The organism is Paenibacillus eucommiae, from assembly GCF_017874215.1.
Taxonomy (GTDB): domain Bacteria; phylum Bacillota; class Bacilli; order Paenibacillales; family NBRC-103111; genus Paenibacillus_AI; species Paenibacillus_AI eucommiae.
The window spans coordinates 122,192-143,516 of the sequence record NZ_JAGGLB010000012.1; the positions used below are offsets into that span (position 1 = coordinate 122,192).

Sequence of the window (21,325 nt, forward strand, 5' to 3'; positions counted from 1 at the left end):
TCTCCTTATTCGAACTGAATCGATACACGGCAGAGATCGCCGCGGTATTTGGCTGAGGTATATTCTAGTAAACGCTGGTTCTGATCTCTCATCACACTCTCAATGTGAAGCAACGTGGTGCTCGGTGATATTGTTAAAAGAGCCGCTTCTGCTGAGTTAGGGTAAATGGCTTCAAATGTAGACCAGATACGAGCCAGTTCCACTAGATAGCCCTCTCGCAACAAAGCATAAAGTGATGTAAAAGCAGTCATTTGCTCTGGAAAATGCGGGAAGTACTTTTCAGGCAGCCAAGTTTCATTCCAAGCAAGCGGAATCCCATCTGCATAACGAAGAATTTCGAGACGAATCCCCTTTTCATCAGGTGCCATTTGTAAAAGCCCAGCAATTCGCTCAGGAGGAAGCTTCACTTCACTCTTTAAAACCTTGGCACTTGGTTTGCAGCCCAACTGCGTCATCACATCCGTAAAACACATGGCTTGTGTAATCGTATATTGAATATCCATCGGCTTCTCACACACATAATGCCCTTTGCCCTGCTGCGAGCGTATAATTCCTTTTTTGTTCATAAAATCAAGCGAATGCCGAATCGTATACCGATTCACTTTAAATCTGCGGCTTAAATCCGCCTCGGACGGCAGTGGACCGCCAATCACATACTGGCCGCTTTCAATTTCCTTTTGGAGAATATCTGCAATAGCTAAGTAAGGAGAAACGGCTAGGGTTGGTTTATCGATTGAATTCAATTGGACCACCTCCACTCTTTAGCTGCATTAACTGATTTAACTGCATAACTGCCTTCTTAACTGCATCAACTGCATAACTACCTAAACTAAATTAACTACATAACTACCCTAACTAATTAACTACAATAAATATAATTAACTACATTAACTGTATTTTCGCATAAAAACTTCCATATTTTTCATATCTTCTAAGCCATCTATAATCGCTTCTCTGGGCCAATCCCACCAGGCAATCTCCTCTAACTTACGAACCAAGTCTTTTTCGAACCGATAACGGATTAGTTTGGCAGGTACTCCTGCCCATATGGAATACGCTTCTACGTCCTTGGTCACAACCGAGCCTGATCCAATCACAGCGCCATTGCCAATCGTAATACCCGGCATGATCGTAGCTCCATGTCCAATCCATACATCATTGCCAATTTGGGCTCGCTTCCATTTGCGCCAGTTGAAAATTTCCTCATCCAGCTCAGACCCCGTATCTATGTCATAAGAACCGCTTCTATAAGTAATATGATGCTGCGTAACCCGCCACATGGGGTGGTTCCCCGGATTGATGCAAGCATGGGAGGCAATTGAGCAAAACTTGCCTATCTCCGCATAATGAACATTTACCTCATCCATTAAATAGGTGTAATCACCTATAACCGAATCTACAAGCAACACTCTAGGTCCAATCTCCGTCCAAGCACCCAGGCTGCTGTTGTATATATTCGCTGTCTCATGAAGGGTAGGCTGCTCCGACAGCCTTTTGCTTTCTTGAGTGTGGTTCAAATAATACATCACCCTGCCCCTTTCTCTCTTCCGCTACTTCATATTCGAAGCTTAACTTGGCGACAACATGGCTGTATTAACTGGATGTGAATGTATTGTAAATATAAACGACTTGCGGCGTCCTTTGAGGTGCGTGTTCGTAATGTTGGTAGTTCGGGGAGGTGAGGGAATGGAATGGATGTGGGCTCCAGCTGCTGTTAAAGATTAGTTCCTTTGAATGGTATAGCTGAGGAGGCAGAACAAATCATTAAAGATAGACACTACCGCTCTTCCTCACCACAGCCATTCCCGATGAAAAACATCACTAACGTGACGGATTGATCTGAAACACTTGCTTTAACGATGAAAAACATCGTTAAGTCAAGCACATGCTCAATTCGAGGAGGCTGGCTGCTTACCAGATAATTACTTCATACTACCTACTACTTCTACTTCTTCTTACCATTTACCCCTACTTATTCCTACTTAGCCCCACTTCTTCCTATTACTCCAACCAATCCGCACTACTACTTCTTACTACCCCTAACTACTTATTACCATTAATTACTAATAATTATCACTAATTATTACTGTTGATTACTATCACTCCTACTCCCATATCCCTTCTTTCTCAGTCACGCTCAAACCGATAACGGACTGCCAGCAAAAGTTGCTTTTCTGAGGGAAAGGGATAGTGGCCATATGGAAAAACTGCGCTTCCTTTCTGACTTCCTTGGAGAATAAATGTAATTGAAAGTTGTTCGTTGGGGATTGCTTGCTTGGGGGAGAGCGCAGCTCTGACATGCTCTGGTTTGACGGTTAGCTCGTCCTCAAAACTTGCACTTTCTTATAAGCTCACAAGAAACCCGCCAGCAGGTGCTGACGGGTTTCTTTTTTGTCTTTCAGGCCGACACAAGTGGCATTAACATGTAAACGGACTGTTTTTATTATCTTATCTGTTTAATTATCAAACTCTTCATTACCCTGACTGAAGGGGATAGTGATCACAAAAAAAACTCAGAGCCGGACACACTTTGATACGATAAAGCACTTCATTAGCTATTGGGAGATGAAATGAGATGAAGCGGAGTGAGTGCTTCTAAATCGAATAAGTAAGCGGCTTCGAAAGATTTGTAGAGCTCTCCTTCCGATCAAGAATATGATCGAGAATCAGCTTCTCGAAATGGCTGAAGCCGCTGTCCTTTTCCCGTGGCCGATCGAGTGTTATCGCGATGTCGAGCGCTATTTTCCCGTTCTCGATCAGCACAACGCGGTCGGCGAGGGCAACAGCCTCACTTACGTCATGGGTGACGAGCACCGCTGTAAACCCTTGCTCCTGCCACAGCTGCTCGATTAACTGCTGCATCTCGATTCGGGTCAGGGCATCGAGCGCACCAAGCGGCTCATCGAGCAGCAGCAGCCGGGGAGCTCCGGCTAGTGCACGGGCCAAGGCAATACGCTGCCGCTGGCCTCCGGAGAGTACTCCCGGCCACTCCCCGGCGCGCAGCTCCAGACCAACCTGGCGCAGCGCCTCCAGCGCTTTGCCCTTGTCACCCGATTTCACGCCGACCTGCACATTGGCGAGTGCTTTCTTCCAGGGCAGCAGGCGTGCGTCCTGGAACAGCATCCTCGTATCTTCCCTGATGCCTTCGACGACTGTACCATCAGACAGGATGCTCCCTTCCGTCGGTGCATCCAGCCCTGCGATCAGCCGCAGCAGGGTGCTTTTGCCACAGCCGCTTCGACCGACGATGGCCAGGAATTGGCCAGCCGGAATATTCAGCTTGATGTCCTGGAGCACATCGGTTTTCTCAAATTTCTTGGCTACGCTTTTTATACTTAATTGTGCCCCTGTTCCTACTCCTACTCTCGCAGCTGATACTCCTGCACTTGCACTTGCAACTGCTCCTACTCCTATTCCTCCTCCCGCACTTGCACTTGCTCCTGCACTTGCTCCTGCACCTACACCTGCAACTATTCCCGCACCTGCCTGTCCATGCTTCATCCCTTTCATCCATCTCCCCCCTATCTTTTATAGTAACTAGGATGCCACTGCAGCAGCAGACGTTCAAGCAGCTTGGCTGCAAGATCGGACAGCTTGCCGAGCAAGGCATACACGATAATTGACAATACCACAACATCCATGCGCATAAACTCCCGGGCATTCATGGCCATATAGCCAATGCCTGAGTCAGCCGAAATCGTTTCTGATACGATCAGCGTCAGCCACATAAAACCAAGAGCATAGCGAACGCCAACCAGAATGGAGGACAAAGCTCCAGGAAGAATAACGTGCCAGTAAAGAGCTGCTCCTCTCAAACCGTATACTTTTGCCATTTCAATCAAGCCTGGATCAATGGAACGGATGCCATGCAGCGTATTCAGATAAATCGGGAAGAAAACACCAAGCACAACCAGAAAAATTTTCGCCTCTTCACCGATTCCGAACCAAAGAATAACTAACGGAATAAGCGCCAGGTGGGGAATATTCCGGATCATTTGAATCGAGCTGTCCAGCAGGCTGTCTGCAATGCGGAATACACCATTCAGGATGCCCAGCACAAATCCAATCCCCCCGCCAATCGCAAATCCGATAAACGCCCGCTGTGCACTGCTGCCAATATAGCGAAACAAATCCCCCGATTTCGTCAAGGAAATAGCTGCTTTCAATACCTGCAGGGGGGTAGGCAAAATGCGGGTTGAAAGAACCCCATACTGGCCTAGTAACTGCCAAGATACAATAAACAGCACCGGTATGATCCATGGTGTCACGCCGGACTGACTCAATTTTCTAAAAAAAACACGCATAATTGACTCCTTCCGCTTAACCGCCATTGTCCGTTTTGGTGCGCAAGCTGTAAGCGACTATTTCGCCAGATGGAGCTGCCGCTTGCTTAAAGCCTGCTGGTATCACCCGCTCCGGCAGGTGTGGAAACAGCAGCTCAGCTGCCCGGTAAACTTCCTCCAGATGCGGATAACCGGATAAAATAAACGTTTCAATTCCCAGCTCCGCGTATTCTTGCATTCGTGCTGCGACAGATTGGGGGGCCCCCACCAAAGCGGTCCCCGCCCCTCCACGCACCAGCCCGATTCCTGCCCACAGGTTCGGACTGATGATCAGAGAGGATCTATCTCCCTGATGCAGCTGGGCCATTCTTTTCTGTCCTTCGGAATCATAGCCGGCCAGTATTTGTTGAGCTGCAGCAATCGTCGCATCATCCACATAACGGATCAGGTCATCGGCGGCCTTCCAAGCCTCCTCTTCGGTTTCACGGACAATGACATGCAGCCTTATTCCGAATTTGACCGTTCTTCCCCGCTCTGCGGCGAGTTTTCTGATGCCCTCGATTTTACGGGCAACATCGCCGGGAGGCTCTCCCCAGGTTAAGTATACGTCGATATGATCGGCGGCAATTTGCTGGGCTGCCGGTGAAGAGCCTCCGAAATACAAGGGCGGGTAAGGCTTCTGCAAAGCCGGGAACAGAACCTCTCCAGCCTTCGTCTGCAAATAGCGGCCTTCATAGGTAACTTCTTCCCCGCTCATAAGCCTGCGCCATATGTGCAGAAACTCATCCGTCTGCTCATATCTCTCATCATGGGCGAGAAACATGCCGTCGCCAGCAAGCTCATGCGGATCGCCGCCTGTCACCACATTGACCAGCAGCCTGCCCTCTGACAACCGGTCGAAGGTTGAAGCCATTCTGGCTGCTGCTGTCGGCGACATAAGCCCTGGCCGGATAGCGACCAGAAACTTCAGCCTCTTCGTGGCTGGGATTAAGGAGGAAGCCGTAACCCAGGCATCCTCACAAGCTTTACCGGTAGGAACGAGCACTCCATTGTAGCCCAGTTGATCTGCGGCTTGGGCGATTTGGCGGATGTAGCTGTAATCGACGGTTCTTGCTCCTGTGGACGTTCCCAAATATCGGCCATCGCCATGTGAAGGAATAAACCAGAATAATTCCATTGTAATCTCCTCAATCCTGTTGTAGGGTATTAGGTCTATTTTTTAATAACAGCGTCACTTACCTGGATTGCGTTTGGAATCAGGCCAAGTTTCAGGAAGGCATCAGCAATTTTTTGCTGCTCGGCAATAGTGGCATCACTAATCCGTTCAATCCCAAATCCGCGGTGCGATAAGGCTTTTTCTAAAGAAGGAACATCAATTCCGAGCGCCGGGGACAGCAGCTTAGCTACTTCTGGTAAATTGTCCTTTGCCCACTTATCTGTTTCCCCTAATTGATCTAATATCCCGTCTATGGCATCAGCATGCTTTTCGGCAAAGGTGCGGGATGCCAAGTAAAATTCATAATTTTTCACCAGACCTTCACCGTCTGCCAACACGCGCGCTTTAGTAGCTGTTTGTGCTGCTGAATAGAATGGCTCCCAGATTACCCATCCATCTACATTTCCACTCTCGAACGCGGCTCTGGCATCAGCAGGTGGAAGGAAGGTTACCTTTACATCCTCATAAGCCACTCCTTCCTTCTCCAAAAGCTTCACTAACAAATAATGCACATTGGACCCTTTATTCAAGGCAATTTTCTTCCCCTTCAAATCTGCAATCTTCTGAATGGAGGAGTTTTCTGGTACAAGCAAGCTTTCAGCTTTCGGACTTTGCGGTGAGTGTCCCAAGTATACAAGTGGCGTTCCCGCAGCCTGGGCAAAAATAGGAGGCGCCTCGCCGGTATGGCCAACATCAATACTGCCCACATTCATCGCTTCCAGCAGCTGCGGCCCGCCCGGGAACTCCGTCCATTCCACACGGTAACCGATTTTCTCCAATCTTTCTTCCAGTCCACCGTGCTCTTTCATAATGTTAACCGAAGCGTATTTCTGGTATCCGATGCGTACTACCCCTTGGTCTTTTTTCCCCTTCGTATCTGCAGTCGCCGTATTCGCTGGCTTGGAATCAGAGGAGCTGCAAGCTGATAACGTCAGCATCGCCACAGCCAATAACACCAACAATGCTCCATGCAAAAAGCCCTTCTTTTTAAACGCCTCATTCCTTCTACTCATCTCTTTCACTACCCCTTCAGTATAATCAGATTTTATAAAGCCAATAATTCCTAGTTATTTACTGAGCTTTAATATTATCGAAATTATCACCTCCTCCACTTAATGTCAATCATTTGAATAAATTTGAGTGGCTATGAGCAGGAATGAGGAGTTTACCCATCTATATCCATTTTTTATTTCAATTCCTAATTGAACTCTGCAGCTATTTCGTATAAAATATGAATATATATAAATCCAATGTGATTAATCGGAATTATAACGGAACGGCAGGTGATTTTGGTGCAAAATCAGCGGTTAGATTTGTTAACCTTACAAGAAGCAATGGATATGCTGGGTGTTAGCCGGGCGACCATCGACCGTTGGCGCAAGGATAAGCAGCTGCCCTTTATTAAAATAGGAAAAGAAATTTTGCTGGAAAAACAGAAGCTGAATGCCTGGATCCAGCTCCACTCCCATGCCGGCCCACATCCCAAGCAGCCTAAGGAAATGTCCGATTCTGATCGTATTGTTTCAGTCGGGTATCAAAGCGGCGCTGCCTTACTATGGAGTCCCTTAATTATAAAAAAGCTGGGTCTTTTCGAAGAGGAATTACAACGCATGTGCCCTTCAGCCCAATACCAGGTACGCTGGGTGAATTCACCTAACGGCATTGAACTCGTGGAGGGGCTTATTGCCGGGCGTGTGCATATTGCGTCTTTAGGCGACTACCCGATGATCGCCTGCCAGACACTCAGCCAGATTTTGCCCAATTTCAAACCGACCTTTTTGGCTTTTGACGGAAAAACAAGCCATGGTGGCGGCATCTCATTAGTAGTCCCCTCAAGCAGTCCGTTTCAGCGTATAGAGGATCTGGCGGAGAGCACGATTTCCATCGTTGCAAATTCTAGTGCATCCTGCAGACTCGGTGAAATGATGAGTTCCTTCGGGCTGGATCAGGAGCCTGTCATTCATAGAAGAATGGGTGAATGTCTGAACGGTATTGTTGAGGGCAGCATCGGGGCCAGTGTTTTGTGGGAGCCGTATTTAAGCTGGGTACAATGGCTGGGCAAAGGTATTCCGATAGGCAGCGAAGCTGCGGGAGGAGATTATTTAACCGGACTTATGGCCGATGAACAATGGCTGCTAAGAAATGAAGTCGTCATGATTGCCTATATGAAGGCCCATTTGAGGGCGCATGACCTGATTCGCCGCGCTCCCCTCAGGGCTGCTGAAATGATTCACGAGGCCAGCGGCTTTCCGATGCAGGTCGTTACCTCCGTGCTGTCGCAAATTCGCTGGGATGCCTCCCTGTACAGCCGGGATTTGCAAACGCTCGCCAACATGAAATTCCAGGGGGCCGAGCGCCTTCCTGGACATCAACGCAAATATGATGGCTTCGCTGTTCAGGAGCAATATTTGCTTCATGCCGTGGAGGCACTCAAGCTCCCCGTCCTTCCCGACTCGCCGCTGCCAGGTGAGTGGTCCCCCGAAATGATTTATTGACAAAATCAAACTTTACCCGTATCTTAATACTTAATTGAATAAGAAACCCACTAGGGGAGCCTAAATAGGCTGAGACGAGGAAAGTGATCCTTGGACCCTTGAACCTGATCTGGATCATACCAGCGTAGGAAAGTGGAGACGGACTCTTTCGTATATTCGGCGTTCACCGATAGATGATAAAGCCGCTCCATTGTGGAGCGGCTTTTTTTTGCGCACACTTATTCAAACACATACAAGGAGGAATTTTGTTATGAGTTTGAGTTTGAATTCGAGCTTTAGCCGGCAGCTGCGTCAAGAGGCAGACCCTATTTTCAATGCAATATACGAACACCCGTTTGTACAAGGAATTGCCAAGGGTACTTTGGGCAGGGAGCAGCTGATTCATTATGTCAAACAAGATTTTGAATATTTGAATGCCTATATGCGGGTTTACGGCTTGGGCATTTCCAAATGTACTGACCGCCAGGATATCGCCATGTTCAACGATAAAATCGGCTTTATTTTAAACAGCGAGGTGCATCCACACCACAATTTTTGCCGGGTCGCCGGTGTCAGCTATGAAGAGCTTCAAGGCTACCCGCTCGCTCCCACAGCCCAGCATTACACCAAACATATGCTATCCGTTGCCGCACAAGGTACATTAGGAGAAATCTTCGCTGTCCTGCTGCCTTGCCCCTGGACCTACATGGAATCGGCAGCAAGAATCATCCGCGATGTGCAGCCAGGTTTAGATCATCCTTTCTATGAGTGGATCCGGTTTTATGGCGATACTTTGATTCAACCGCGGATGCAATTGCTTTGCGATCGGCTCGATGAATGGGCAGTAACGGCTTCCCCACAGGAAAAGGAGCGTATGAGGGAGCATTTTCTTATTAGCAGCCAATTGGAATATAAGTTTTTTGATATGGCCTATACGCTTCAGGACTGGCCTGTGCAAGTGCTTGGAGGGGAACCTGTTGAGCACTAAGAAAAAAGCTCTAAACCTGCGGGAAATTGTAGTAATGGCTTCCATCTCCGTTGGATTCGGTGTCTTGTACTTACTTTGGATTTTTTTCGGGCAATTTATAAAAGGAGTTTTGGGGCCGGTCGCTTGGGGCGGGATAGCAGGATTATGGGTTATGGCTCCTATCGTTTGTGCTTATATTATTCGCAAGCCTGGCGTAGCCTTGATCGCGGAATTAGTCGCAGCCGGAACAGAAATTATGGTCGGTTCGGTCAGTGCCGGAACGGTGTTGATCCTCGGCTTCACCCAGGGCCTGGGTGTTGAAATTGCATTAGCGCTTTTCCTCTGGCGCAGCTATCGTCTGCCTGTGTTGATGCTGGCGGGAATACTCGGCATGGTCGCCAACTTCCTGACGATTTATGTTTTGTATGGCTACAGCCAGTACAACCTCGCCATTACCCTGCTGATGCTGGCAGCTATGCTGGTCAGCGGTGCGCTGCTGGGCGGCTGGGGCAGCAAAAGCATCGCTGATGCGCTTGGCCGCACGGGTGTATTAAACAATTTCGCCCTGGGCAGGCTGCTTCGTGAAAAGCAGCATGGACAGTCCGTTGATCCAAGCTAGGCAGCTGACGGTACGCTACCCATTCCAGCAACGGGACTCGCTCAAGGACGTGGATCTTCATATTGCGAGCGGAGAAAGAGTGCTCATACTCGGGCCCAGCGGCGGTGGAAAAAGCACCCTGGCGCTCGCCATCAACGGTATTATTCCGCGCTCTATAGAAGCTGAAGTGTCTGGAGAAATGACAGTCGACGGAGTCCCCTCCCGGGATGCAGGTCCCGCCCAAATGTGCCGCAAGATCGGCATTTTGTTTCAGGATACAGAGACACAGTTTTGCATGACGACGGTGGAGGACGAGATTGCATTTGGGTTGGAAAATATGGCTCTGCCGGCTGCTGAAATGGAAAGCCGAATCGTGGAAAGCCTGAGGCTGACTGGTCTTGCTGACCGTCGTTATGCCCGGCAGCAGGAGCTGTCTGGAGGCCTGAAGCAAAAGCTGGGGCTCGCCTGCTTGCTCGCCATGGACCCGGAGGTGCTCATCCTGGACGAACCAACAGCCAATCTGGACCCGGCGACTACAGATGACATGTTTGCTTTGTTAGCCAGGATTGCTGAGCAGTCGGGTAAAACGCTTATTTTTATCGAGCATAAGCTGGATGATCTGCTCGTGTATATTGACCGGGTCATCGTGCTGGGCGATGCGGGCAGTGTTATCGCGGATGGGCAGACGCGGCATATTTTTCAGCATGAGATCGACAAGCTGCTGGAGCAGGGCATTTGGGTGCCGCGTTTGTGCTTGGCCGCAAATCAGTTGGAGCAGCAGGGAATGGTGTGGGAGAAGTTCCCTCTGAGCTTGGCTGAGTGGGAGGAAGGGCTGCTGCATGGATTGGAAAAACTTGGGCAGCATGCCGAAGCAGCCTCTGTTGTTATTGCAGTCCCTGCTGTTTGTGCAGCCCTTGCGGGTATCAGCAGCAGCGCTGTAAAAACAGCCGCCAGCACCAAGCCACCCTTGCTTGAAATAAGGGAAGTCAGCTTTTCCTACGGGCGGAACCATTTGAAGGACTCGGTTAACGTCCTCCATTCTACGAGCTTCAGCATCACTCAAGGCGAATTCACAGCACTGCTTGGCCCGAATGGAACAGGCAAAAGCACACTGGCTCAGCTGATGATTAAGCTGCTCTCGCCAAAAACAGGACAAATTTTACTGCACGGAACACCCATTGAGAAGCTGAAAGTGCAGCAGCTTATGCGGAAAATCGGGTTTGTTTTTCAGAATCCTGAGCATCAATTTATCCGCGATACAGTGGAAGAGGAATTGTCCTACGGGCTGCTGCTTTCCGGGTATACCAGACACAGCTTGCGCCCCCGCCTCGATGAGCTGCTGCAGCGCTTCCGGTTAACAGAGCAGAGAAAGCAAAATCCGTTCAGCCTCAGTCAAGGTCAAAAAAGGCGCTTATCGGTTGCCGCCATGCTCACCAGTGAACAGGAGCTGCTTATTTTGGATGAACCTACATTCGGCCAGGATTACGCAAATACAATCGCACTGATGGAACTGCTGCGGGATTTACATCAGGAAGGCAAATCCATTGTGATGGTCACTCATGACATGGAGCTCGTTAAGCAGTACGCTTCAAGGGTTCTGCTGCTGCACGAGGGACATCTGATTTATGATGGACTTCCGCAGTCTTTATTCAATGATGAGCACATGATGCGGCGAGCGTCCATCAAGCGTCCGCTGACGGATGAACTGGAGCAAGGATCACGGATCTTTATGGAGGCGATGCAGCATGCTCGAACATTGGCAGAAGCATGATGCTTTTCTGCAGCGAATCAACCCTACCTTAAAGCTGGCCAGCTTGCTGCTCGTGATTTTCGGAATGGTCCTCGTATTCGATCCGTGGACACCGCTGATTATCGCCGTATCGACGGTATGCGCGTTAAAGCTGCTAGGAGGCATCCCCTGGAAAACGATCGGCTTGTTGATCCTGCCATTCTCCTTCTTTGCCCTGAGCTTTGTCTGGATGAGTGTGCTGTTCCCGGGTGAACGCGGTCAAGATGTGCTGTTTCACCTGGGACCAGTTCCCGTCGCCATGGAAAATGTGATCACAGGTACAGCGCTCGGCTTACGCTCACTAGTTTTCGGTTTATGGTCGCTGCTGTTCGTGCTTACTACCGAGCCTACCAAGCTCATGCTTGGTCTCGTGCAGCACTGCAAGCTGCCTCCCCGCTTTGGCTACGGGATTATGGCCGCTTACCGGATGCTCCCGCTCTTCCGCCAGGATTTGAACCAGATCCGTGCAGCACACCGGATTCGCGGATTGGGAGAAGCCCGGGGCCTTCGCGGACGCTGGGAACAGATAAAGCGCTATGCCATTCCGCTCTTGGCCGGAGCTGTCCGTAAAGCCGAGCGGGCTGCCGTTGCTATGGAATCCAAAGGCTTCGACGGAAGCAGAGAACGCAGCTTTTACCGGACGATTGCCTGGACGCGCCAGGATATCCTATTTGGGATGGGGCTTATTATTTTAGCGGCAGGTTTATTTGGGATCAGGCAGTTGTGGGTGTAGGTGCAGCGGAGTTTAATGGAGTGTAATCAAGTGCAATGTAGTCCAATTGAGTGCAATAGAGTGCAATAGAGTTTAATGGATACAGCACAGGAAACGGCCGAAGAAGCCTGAAATGGAGGAACTGAAATTGGCGCTGAACGATGAACGGCAGGACAAACAGATGGAACGGTATTCAAGGCAGATGCTGTTTGCGCCAATTGGTGAAGCAGGACAGCGCAAGCTGATGGGCAAAGCTGTACTGATCGTAGGCATGGGGGCTTTGGGCACGGTGCTGGCCAATCACTTGGTGAGAGCCGGTGTCGGGCGGGTACGCTTCGTGGACAGGGACTATGTGGAAAAAAGTAATCTGCAGCGGCAAATGCTTTACGATGAAGAGGATGTCCGGCATGCTTATCCAAAAGTCATCGCTGCCGAAAAGAAGCTCAGCAAAATCAATTCCGGCGTCAGGCTGGAGCCGATTGTTGCCGATGTAACGGCTCATAATGTAGATGCCCTGCTGCAGGACATGGATCTTGTCTTGGACGGCACGGATAACTTCCAGACGAGATTTCTGCTGAATGATGCCTGCTGGAAGCTGGGCATTCCCTTTACCTATGGAGGAGCGGTCAGCTCCCGTGGAATGAGTGCGATCTTCGTTCCTGGTGCGACTCCTTGCCTGCGCTGCTTCATTCAAACGGCAGATGGCAGCGGGCAAACCTGTGACACGATTGGCGTAATTTCGCCTGTTGTCGATATCGTCGCCTCCTACCAAGCTGTTGAAGCGCTGAAATATTTAGTGGAAGCTCATGGGCAGCGAAGAAATAGTCTGGTCACTTTTGATCTTTGGCACAATCAATTTTTTGAGATGAAGCTGGGCGAGCCCCGCTCCGATTGCCCCTGCTGTCAGCTAAAGCAATACCCTGCACTTCAAGTAGATGAACAAGATGCTTTCCTCTCCTTGTGCGGGCGGGAAACGATACAAATAACAGGAAACAACCAGCTAGATCTGGAGCTTTGGCGCGTACGGCTGGGGCAAGCCGCCAAGGTAGACGCCAACCCTTTCTTACTTAGAGCTGAGCTGCCTGAGGGCGAACGGCTTGTGCTTTTCCCGGATGGACGTGTGCTGGTGCAGGGCACGAACGATATAGTCCGGGCTAAAACACTGTATGCACGTTATATCGGTGTATGAGTTTACAGCTGGAACTATAAGGAGGGACCTTTTTTGCAAACATTTCGGTTATATGCCATAACAGGAGAACAATTTCATCCGGGCCGGGATTTAATTGAGGTTATGGAAGAAGCGATTTTGGGCGGAGTAGATATCATACAATTGAGGGATAAATCGGGCAATAAGCAGGAAATCCTGCGCAAAGCGCATGCACTGCGGGAGCTGACGCGCAAGCACGGTGTCACCTTTATCGTCAACGATCATATCGATATTGCGCTCGAGGCAGATGCCGACGGGATTCATCTCGGGCAGGACGATTTGCCATTAGCTGAAGCCAGGAAATTAGTAGGCAATAAAATCATCGGCATTTCCACACATGCGATTCATGAAGCACTTCAGGCAGAGAAAGATGGCGCAGACTACATCGGTGTTGGCCCGGTCTATGCCACGAAAAGCAAAGTAGATGTGGTCGATCCAGTAGGCGTCGGCTATGTACGCGAGGTTGCTGCGCAGGTTCGCCTTCCCTTCGTGGCAATTGGCGGCATTAAGCTGCACAATGTGGAAGAAGTGCTTGAAGCCGGGGCCACATGGATATGCGCAATCAGCGAAATTGTGGGCAGTGATGATGTTCGGGGAACCTGTGAGACATTTATAAGCAAATTGGAGAAAAGAGGCTGATCCAGTGGAGCTTGTTATAAACGGTGAGCGTAAAGAGCTTGAAGTCTCTACGCTTCAGGATGTCATTGATCATTACGGACTACAAGGAAAACCTATTGTTGCGGAAGTAGGTGGCGTCGTGCTTGTAAACAGTCAATGGGCGAAGTGTCCCGTACTGCCGGGCATGAGAATCGAGCTGGTTCATTTTGTTGGAGGAGGCTGAATAATGCCGCAAGCGGATGAATTCGAAACAGATGGGTTCAAAATCGGTGGAAAGCTGCTGTCTTCGCGTTTTTTTATCGGCACTGGTCTTTTTCCAAATCCATTTATTCAAAAGGAAGCGATCAAAGCCTCATGTGCCGAGGTGCTTACCTTTGCAATTCGTCGGGTTAATCTGGAGTCAACGGAGGATGATTCCATTCTTCAGCATTTGCAAGACAGAGAGTATGTGTACCTTCCTAATACTTCCGGTGCGCAAACAGCGGATGAAGCTGTACGCATCGCCCGCTTGGCGCGTGCCTCCGGCCTGAGCGACTGGATTAAGGTGGAGATCAGTGCTAATGAGCGCACGCTGCTGCCAGACCCGATTGAAACTTTAAAAGCTACAGAAATTCTGGTCAAAGAAGGCTTTGTCGTCCTTCCGTATACTTCGGATGATCCGATCCTCTGCAAGCATCTCGAAGAGGCGGGCGCAGCAGCTGTCATGCCGGGTGGCGCACCCATAGGTACGGGTCTCGGTATCCTTAACCCCTATAATTTAGGGCTGATCATTGAGGAAGCCGGGGTTCCCATCATTATCGATGCCGGCCTCGGCTCTGCAGGTGATGTCGTTCAGGCAATGGAGCTTGGCGCTGCTGGCGTGCTGATGAATACACCGGTGGCTAAAGCGAAGGACCCGGTTATGATGGCTCAGGCGATGCGGCTTGCTATCGAAGCCGGACGACTTTCCTATTTGTCCGGACGTATGGCCAAGAAGCGGTATGCTTCGGCAAGCAGCGGACTTGAAGCGTACGTATCCAAACTATAGCAGCCTGGGAGAATGCGGAGTTATGTGAGGTGCGTGTTCGTGACTTGGGAGCTCTACGTAGGAAAGGGATGTGGGCTCCAGCCGCTGTTAAAGAATCTTTAAATGCGGACGCTATCACTCTTCCACCCACCTCCCTTCCTCTCTCAGCTACAGTCGTACGAACACCAAATCTCTCAAACAGACAGCCAGCAAGGGTTGTTCTCTTAAGCTGGGGATGAAGAGCTGATACTTTAACGATGTTTTTCATCGTTAAAAGCATCAGAGCGTCTCCATAACCTTACTTTAACAATGAAAAACATCGTTAAAATTTCTATTATCCACTCACAGGTGCCATCCATACTCTTTTAGCGATGAAAAACATCGTTAAGTGGCTGATTGTCCTGGAAAACCTTACTTTAACGATCAAAAACATCGTTAAGTGAAGCATAAATTCATGGTAGGCGATTCACTCAAAGTTTCCACCAAAAACTTATACTTTTTAATAAGATAGGGGAATTAGTATGGGAGAAAGCATCGTGATCATGGGAGGCGGCGTGATTGGGCTATCCTGCGCCTTTGAGCTGCAGAGCCGTGGTTCTAAAGTAACCGTTCTGGAGCCAAATAACTGCGGCGGCCAGGCGTCTGGTGCTGCAGCTGGCATGCTGGCGCCGTATTCCGAAAATGTGGAGGGACCCGATGATTTTTTCCGGCTTTGTCTGGATAGTCTGCGCCTTTATCCCAAGTGGCAGGAAACCATCAAGCAGGTGTCCGGGCAAACTTTTGAATATACGAACTCAGGCAGTCTTTACACCGCTTTCCATCAGGCAGATCTACTGGCGTTAGAAGGAAGGCTCTTGTGGCAGCGTCAGTTTGGCTCCTCTGGTAGCATCTTGTCTGGAGATGAGCTGCTGCGCCTAGAGCCCTTGCTCTCAAAAAATGTGCAGGCAGCCTTGTACACACCAGAGGAAAGCCATGTGTATGCCCCTCATTATGTCAGTGCTTTGGAGCAGGCATGCCGGGTCATTGGTGTCAATATCCAGGAAAATTTAGAGCGAGTAGAGATTGTGCAGTGGCAGCAGGAAGTGCTTGTCAGGTCGGCAGACCATCGTTTATTCAGCGGAGATAAGCTGCTGGTTTGTTCCGGAGCTTGGGCTGGAGAGCTGGCGTCCACGTTTGGCCTATACATTCCCGTCCATCCGATTCGCGGGCAAATTTGCGCTTATGAATGTGAACCAGCCGTGCATCCGGTTAACCATATGGTGTTCAGCAGCCAGGGTTATTTGGTTGCCAAAGAAAATGGCACCTTGGTTTGCGGTGCATCCGAGGATATCGCCGGCTTCGATACTTCAGTGACGGCTAAAGGCATCGAGCGTCTGCAAAGGTGGAACAAAGGCGTATTCCCTTTCCTGAACGAGCTTGTACCATTTCATCGTTGGGCTGGCTTGCGTCCCTCTACACAGGACGGACTTCCCCTCATCGGACCTGTGGGCGGATCCAATGAATCACTTGGATCAAACCGATCAAACCGATCAAGCCAATCAAGCCGCGTCATGCTCGCCGTTGGACATTATCGAAATGGCATTCTGCTCAGTCCCGTGACTGCCAAGCTTGCCGCAGATTGGGTCTACGGAAACAGCTCTATTAGCCCTACTAGCGGTATTAGCACTACTAGCAGCTCTACACGCTCATCTATACGCTCATCTACACCATCATCTACACGCTCAATTGAAGCATTTTCGCCAGAAAGGTTTGGAAGGGGTTTACGGGTATGATCACCTATAAAGCTTTAACGATTGCAGGTTCGGATTCAGGCGGCGGCGCTGGGATTCAAGCCGATATTAAAACATTCCAGGAATTAGACGTATTTGGCATGAGTGTGATTACCGTGCTCACAGCTCAAAATACACTAGGCGTGCAGGGCGTTTTCCCACAAGCCTTGGAGGCCGTGGAAGCTCAAATGGATTCCGTTTTGTCAGATATTGGGGCCGATGCGGTTAAAACCGGCATGCTGTTCACTGCCGATATTATTAGGCTCGTTGCGCGGAAGCTGCAGCAGCATAAGGCGCAGAACTTGGTCGTGGACCCCGTTATGTATGCCAAAGGCGGCGCACAGCTGCTGCAGCAAGAAGCAATGGACGCCTTGAAACAAACCCTGCTTCCGCTTGCCAAAGTAATCACGCCGAATATTCCGGAAGCCTGCGCGATTCTAGGCATTCCGGATATTCATAACGCTACAGATATGCGCGCAGTTGCTGAGAAGCTGCTTGAATTGGGCCCCCAATATGTACTGTTAAAAGGTGGTCATCTATCCGGAACCCAAGCCATTGACCTGCTGGTAGCCGCAGACGGCTCAGAAGCAGTCTCTTTTATATCGGATCGGATCGAAACTCCACACACTCATGGTACAGGTTGCACCCTTGCATCAGCCATAACCGCGGAGCTTGCCAAAGGCCGCCCTGTCAACGAAGCCGTACAAACGGCCAAACAATTTATTACTGCCGCCATCAGCCACTCCTTGAACATCGGAGGCGGCATTGGGCCTACGGACCATGGAGCCTATCGGCGGGCTCGGCTGCATGTCCTAAGTTAAGGAGCTTGCCTTGCGCGGTTCCTTTTTCTTTTGTTACACTAGCGATAGTTCGTAGGCGGATATTGTTGGTTCTGTTGGTTCTGATACTGTTGATACTGTTGATACTGTTGATTTAAAGTTTGATTGGCTGTATGGTCCGCTTCTCTGCTGCAGTTTGCATATGGACCTATATACGTCGTTGGTCTGACTGGCGCGATTGCTTGCTTCCATTGATTTTCATTGAGACAATAAGTATGTGCCATGATATTGGAAGGTGTGAATTTTAAAATGTCAGAACCTAAAATCACTTCTGGAGTTGGCGCATTAAAAATGGCCAGCAGATGGGTGTCATCAACGGTAGCTACTTCATAATGCCACCAGCCTTGCGGGATATTGGTTACTTGCCCGGGTGTAATAGCGAAGCTGAGAATTTGTTTTGTAAATGGATTCAGCATGGATACAGTAGCAGCACCAGAAATACAATAGACTAGCTCGGCTGCATTTTGGTGATAGTGGGGTTCAACGACATTACTTGCACTTAGAAAAATATCCAGCAGAGATACATTATCCAGTGTATTTAACTGTTGAATCCCTAATACGTTAATAAAATTCCGATGATCCTTCCTGAACAATGGACTTTTATTAACATCAAAAGCGTATTGAGTCGATGGAGACGTATAATCTATATACATCGTCATAAATTGCATTCACCTCTTCATAATAGTTATGAAAATTTTATCTTTATGGGCATGTTATGCATTTACAATTTGTTAGGTGCCTATATAATGACTGGGGGAAGCCTATGCATGCAGCCTACAAGCCGTTTACAGACGGGATTATTTTAATCGGGGATCTGAAAATAGACATAGAAAACTTTTTAAACTACCATCATGAGTATGAAACCTTTGAACATACAATCTCAGTTGCAAAGAAAGCCGCTCAAATAGCGCATTTATTCTGTATAGATCCCGAACTCGCTGCACAGGCAGGTTTACTCCATGATGTTAGCAACGTAATTCCGGTAAACATGATGATGAGTATTGCCAAAAATGTATCTGTCGAAATATTAGAAGAAGAGTTTAGCTTCCATCGCATCATTCATCAGAAGCTTTCAAGAAGCATGGCAAATCATGTATTTGGTTGCGCAAATATAGCCGTATTGAATGCAATCGAGTGTCACACGACCTTAAAAGCAGGAGCAAGTCAATTAGCCAAGGTACTATTTGTTGCTGACAAGATTTCTTGGGTTCTCCCAGGTGAACATCCGTATCAAGAGAAAATGAGAGAACACATTCAATTGCTAGATCTGAACGGAGCTGTACTGGTTTACTTAGATCATGTTTGGGAGCAAAGAAATCAAATGAAGTTAGTGCATCCATGGCTTATTGAAGCCAGAGAAGAATTACTTGCAGCTAAGCGTGGTAATAATAGGGGATAGGTAGAGTAAAGGAGCAAAGTAGCAAAGGGGTAAAGGGGTAAAGAACATTTAGAGGAAGGATGTCAAAAATGGATCTGCGAAAAATACATTACTTTATTGCAGTAGCGGAAGAACTTCATTTCAACCGGGCTGCGGAGAAATTGAATATGACGCAGCCTCCTCTAAGCCAGCAAATTCAAGCACTTGAAGAAGAGCTCGGCGTGAAACTGTTTGAACGCAACAAAAGAACGGTTCGTCTTACCGCTGCAGGATCGGTTTTTTGGGAGGAAGCCCAGCTTATTTTATCTCAATTGGAGCGTTCCATTAAAATAACGCAGATGGCTGGCCAAGGAATAGTCGGACATATCATCATTGGTTTTGTAGATTCGGCTGCCGATGGTATCATGGTCGACATGTTGAGCCTATTTCGTGAACGTTTCCCCAACATTCAGCTTACCTTGCGTGAGATGACGTCCGCCCAGCAATGGCAGGCCTTGCATGACGGAACCATTCATATTGGATTTCTACGTTTTATTGAGCCTGCCAAACATATCGATTTTCGTGCCTTAGCGAAAGAATCCCTTGTTGCCGTGCTGCCCAAGCATCATCCGTTAGCCGAGTTGCCTGCGTTGTCTGTCTGCTCTTTGAAAGACGAACCTTTCATCTTGTTTCCGCGTCATTTTGGCGCTCCCTTTCATGACCTCATTATCGGCTTTTGTGCACAGCACGGCTTTTATCCGAATGTCATGCAGGAAGCTGTTCAGATGTACACCATTGTCAATTTGGTCGCTGCGAATCTGGGCGTTTCGATCGTCCCCTCTTCAGTTTCCGTGTTTCAACGCAGCGGGGTCGTGTTTCGCCCCTTTGAGGAAAGTACGCCGCCAGTCCCTCTCTATGCCGCTTGGAGAACCGATTTGAATGAAAACGTCTTGTCCAAGTTTCTTGATACTGTGAACGAAGTGGCTAATTCTAAACATCATCCATCTTAATGGGCGAGCGCTGAAACGATGTTATTACTCCTTAAGATGTTGTCATCCAGATGCTGTCGTCCAGATGCTATCATCCGAATTGTCATCCGGATACTGTCGTAATGTTAACCCGTTAACCGGTTTTGCCAGGGTCGCGTTCCACAAGTCCATTTAATATATGATCTATTTGTTTCATCACTTCAGGGTCGAGACTAACCCCCGCAGCCTTAACATTTTCATGAATTTGCTCCGGTTTGGAAGCCCCGATGATCGCGGATGACACCTGTGGGTTTTGCAGCACCCATGCGATTGCAAGCTGTGGCAGCGTCAATCCGATTTCGCTTGCGAGCGGGATAAGCCTTTCAACCGCCAGCAGCACTTCACTGCGCAGCCATTGGCCAGCCAATCGTTCGAAAAATGGAGCACCCGCTGTCGTTGAAGCCCGGGAGCCCTGCGGCATTGGTTTGTCCGGCGCATATTTACCGGAAAGAATACCTTGGGCCAGCGGCGACCACACCATTTGACCTATTCCTTCCCGCTTGCAAACAGGGAGAACTTCCTGCTCCACCACACGCCACAGCATCGAATATTGAGGTTGACTCGCAATTAGAGGAACCCTCAGTTCCCGTGCCAACGCCACCCCTCTCTCAATCTGTTCGGCTGTCCACTCACTTATCCCGACATACAGCACTTTCCCTTGGCGAACAAGGTCCGAGAAAGCCAAAAATGTTTCTTCAAGCGATACCGTCGGATCAAAGCGATGGGCAAAATAAACATCGATATAATCCGTCTGCAGTCTCCGCAAGGAACGATCACATGCTTCCATTATATGTTTGCGGGAAAGACCTCTATCATTGTGCCCTGTTCCTGTCGGATGAAAAACCTTGGTGCACAACTCTATGCCTTCCCGGCGAACTTCTTTCAAAGCTTGACCTAACACCACTTCCGCCTTCGTTTCTGAATACACATCTGCTGTATCAAAAGTCGTAATTCCCACATCCAACGCAGCCTGAACACAAGCACGGGCCCTATCATTATCCACTTGAGCACCATGCGTAATCCAATTTCCCAAAGCAATCTCACTAACGGTTAAACCGCTCAAGCCTAGTTTTCGATAGTTCATTTTTTGTACCTCCCTCGTAGGTTTATTCAATTGTAACAATCATCTATATATAGTTGAAATATTCTTTTATGGTAGTTTTGATTCAAAAAAAGTATTACTGAAAATTTGCATCATTTCCATATTCCAATTCTCGTACGAAGGCGCTGGGCACGATGCACTGAATGGATCTGTTACTTTAGTGATGTTTTTCATCGCTAAATGCACCCGGTCGGCTCCACATACTTACTTTAACGATGAAAAACATCGTTTAAGTGGGACACACGCTAATACGGACTGCCAGCAAAGGTTCCTCCTGAGGGAAAGGGATAGTGGAGATAGGAATAAACGGCGCTTCCTTTCTGGTTACTTGGAGTATTAATGGTACTACCGCTTACTTTA

At 48.8% G+C, this 21,325-nt stretch carries 21 protein-coding genes and 1 riboswitch; of the genes, 13 read left to right on the forward strand and 8 right to left on the reverse strand.

The window, feature by feature from the left end:
* Positions 1-5 precede the first annotated feature (5 nt).
* The 6 genes from J2Z66_RS18180 to J2Z66_RS18205 all read right to left on the reverse strand — a co-directional run bounded on the left by J2Z66_RS18180 (position 6) and on the right by J2Z66_RS18205 (position 6,512).
* Complete coding sequence (locus J2Z66_RS18180) at positions 6-743, reverse strand: GntR family transcriptional regulator (RefSeq protein ID WP_209972878.1); 738 nt, start codon at positions 741-743, stop codon at positions 6-8.
* Positions 744-887: 144 nt separating this feature from the next.
* Positions 888-1,526, reverse strand: a complete 639-nt coding sequence (locus J2Z66_RS18185) for a DapH/DapD/GlmU-related protein (protein WP_209972879.1) — start codon at positions 1,524-1,526, stop codon at positions 888-890.
* A gap of 1,069 nt (positions 1,527-2,595) precedes the next feature.
* Positions 2,596-3,510: an ATP-binding cassette domain-containing protein gene (locus J2Z66_RS18190; RefSeq protein ID WP_245375647.1), complete on the reverse strand. Its 915-nt coding sequence runs from the start codon at positions 3,508-3,510 to the stop codon at positions 2,596-2,598.
* An 11-nt stretch (positions 3,511-3,521) separates the two neighbouring features.
* On the reverse strand, positions 3,522-4,304 hold the full coding sequence (ssuC, locus tag J2Z66_RS18195; RefSeq protein WP_209972881.1) for an aliphatic sulfonate ABC transporter permease SsuC: 783 nt from the start codon (positions 4,302-4,304) through the stop codon (positions 3,522-3,524).
* 16 nt (positions 4,305-4,320) lie between these two features.
* Positions 4,321-5,460, reverse strand: a complete 1,140-nt coding sequence (gene ssuD, locus J2Z66_RS18200) for an FMNH2-dependent alkanesulfonate monooxygenase (RefSeq protein ID WP_209972883.1) — start codon at positions 5,458-5,460, stop codon at positions 4,321-4,323.
* A gap of 35 nt (positions 5,461-5,495) precedes the next feature.
* A complete protein-coding gene (locus J2Z66_RS18205; RefSeq protein WP_245375648.1) occupies positions 5,496-6,512 on the reverse strand; it encodes a sulfonate ABC transporter substrate-binding protein in 1,017 nt (338 codons plus the stop codon).
* A gap of 279 nt (positions 6,513-6,791) precedes the next feature.
* Between J2Z66_RS18205 and J2Z66_RS18210 the strand changes: the two genes are divergently transcribed.
* From J2Z66_RS18210 to thiD, 11 genes are all read left to right on the forward strand, one after another.
* Positions 6,792-7,994: a helix-turn-helix domain-containing protein gene (locus J2Z66_RS18210; protein WP_209972885.1), complete on the forward strand. Its 1,203-nt coding sequence runs from the start codon at positions 6,792-6,794 to the stop codon at positions 7,992-7,994.
* A gap of 42 nt (positions 7,995-8,036) precedes the next feature.
* Positions 8,037-8,142, forward strand: a riboswitch (TPP riboswitch).
* A 102-nt stretch (positions 8,143-8,244) separates the two neighbouring features.
* Positions 8,245-8,961 (forward strand): thiaminase II, encoded by a 717-nt coding sequence (gene tenA, locus J2Z66_RS18215; protein ID WP_209972888.1) that lies wholly within the window; start codon positions 8,245-8,247, stop codon positions 8,959-8,961.
* The gene (locus J2Z66_RS18220; protein ID WP_209972891.1) at positions 8,951-9,559 is read left to right on the forward strand and encodes an ECF transporter S component; all 609 of its coding nucleotides are present in this window, start codon (positions 8,951-8,953) and stop codon (positions 9,557-9,559) included. Before tenA ends, J2Z66_RS18220 begins: the two co-directional genes overlap by 11 nt.
* A complete protein-coding gene (locus tag J2Z66_RS18225; protein WP_209972895.1) occupies positions 9,522-11,309 on the forward strand; it encodes an ABC transporter ATP-binding protein in 1,788 nt (595 codons plus the stop codon). The genes J2Z66_RS18220 and J2Z66_RS18225 overlap by 38 nt, the downstream gene beginning before the upstream one ends.
* On the forward strand, positions 11,284-12,060 hold the full coding sequence (locus J2Z66_RS18230) for an energy-coupling factor transporter transmembrane component T family protein (protein WP_209972897.1): 777 nt from the start codon (positions 11,284-11,286) through the stop codon (positions 12,058-12,060). The genes J2Z66_RS18225 and J2Z66_RS18230 overlap by 26 nt, the downstream gene beginning before the upstream one ends.
* Positions 12,061-12,172: 112 nt before the next feature.
* On the forward strand, positions 12,173-13,228 hold the full coding sequence (locus J2Z66_RS18235) for a ThiF family adenylyltransferase (RefSeq protein ID WP_209972899.1): 1,056 nt from the start codon (positions 12,173-12,175) through the stop codon (positions 13,226-13,228).
* A gap of 33 nt (positions 13,229-13,261) precedes the next feature.
* Positions 13,262-13,885 (forward strand): thiamine phosphate synthase, encoded by a 624-nt coding sequence (thiE, locus tag J2Z66_RS18240; protein ID WP_209972900.1) that lies wholly within the window; start codon positions 13,262-13,264, stop codon positions 13,883-13,885.
* 4 nt (positions 13,886-13,889) lie between these two features.
* Positions 13,890-14,087: a sulfur carrier protein ThiS gene (thiS, locus tag J2Z66_RS18245; protein ID WP_209972902.1), complete on the forward strand. Its 198-nt coding sequence runs from the start codon at positions 13,890-13,892 to the stop codon at positions 14,085-14,087.
* A 3-nt stretch (positions 14,088-14,090) separates the two neighbouring features.
* The gene (locus J2Z66_RS18250) at positions 14,091-14,891 is read left to right on the forward strand and encodes a thiazole synthase (protein ID WP_209972904.1); all 801 of its coding nucleotides are present in this window, start codon (positions 14,091-14,093) and stop codon (positions 14,889-14,891) included.
* Positions 14,892-15,391: 500 nt separating this feature from the next.
* Positions 15,392-16,642 (forward strand): glycine oxidase ThiO, encoded by a 1,251-nt coding sequence (gene thiO / locus J2Z66_RS18255; protein ID WP_209972906.1) that lies wholly within the window; start codon positions 15,392-15,394, stop codon positions 16,640-16,642.
* On the forward strand, positions 16,642-17,460 hold the full coding sequence (thiD, locus tag J2Z66_RS18260; protein WP_209973126.1) for a bifunctional hydroxymethylpyrimidine kinase/phosphomethylpyrimidine kinase: 819 nt from the start codon (positions 16,642-16,644) through the stop codon (positions 17,458-17,460). The genes thiO and thiD overlap by 1 nt, the downstream gene beginning before the upstream one ends.
* Before the next feature lie 38 nt (positions 17,461-17,498).
* On the opposite strand, the gene J2Z66_RS18265 is transcribed toward thiD, so the two are convergent.
* Positions 17,499-18,137 carry a cupin domain-containing protein gene (locus J2Z66_RS18265; RefSeq protein WP_209972907.1) on the reverse strand — a complete coding sequence of 213 codons (639 nt, stop codon included), beginning with the start codon at positions 18,135-18,137 and terminating at the stop codon, positions 17,499-17,501.
* Between the two features lie 104 nt (positions 18,138-18,241).
* Between J2Z66_RS18265 and yqeK the strand changes: the two genes are divergently transcribed.
* Together yqeK and J2Z66_RS18275 are read left to right on the forward strand one after the other, a co-directional pair.
* Positions 18,242-18,877 (forward strand): bis(5'-nucleosyl)-tetraphosphatase (symmetrical) YqeK, encoded by a 636-nt coding sequence (gene yqeK / locus J2Z66_RS18270; protein WP_209972908.1) that lies wholly within the window; start codon positions 18,242-18,244, stop codon positions 18,875-18,877.
* A 68-nt stretch (positions 18,878-18,945) separates the two neighbouring features.
* Entirely contained in the window at positions 18,946-19,845 is a 900-nt protein-coding gene (locus J2Z66_RS18275; protein WP_209972910.1) for a LysR substrate-binding domain-containing protein, read from the forward strand.
* Positions 19,846-19,957: 112 nt separating this feature from the next.
* Here J2Z66_RS18275 and J2Z66_RS18280 read toward each other — a convergent pair whose 3' ends face one another.
* Entirely contained in the window at positions 19,958-20,947 is a 990-nt protein-coding gene (locus tag J2Z66_RS18280) for an aldo/keto reductase family protein (protein ID WP_209972912.1), read from the reverse strand.
* Between the last annotated feature and the right edge of the window lie 378 nt (positions 20,948-21,325).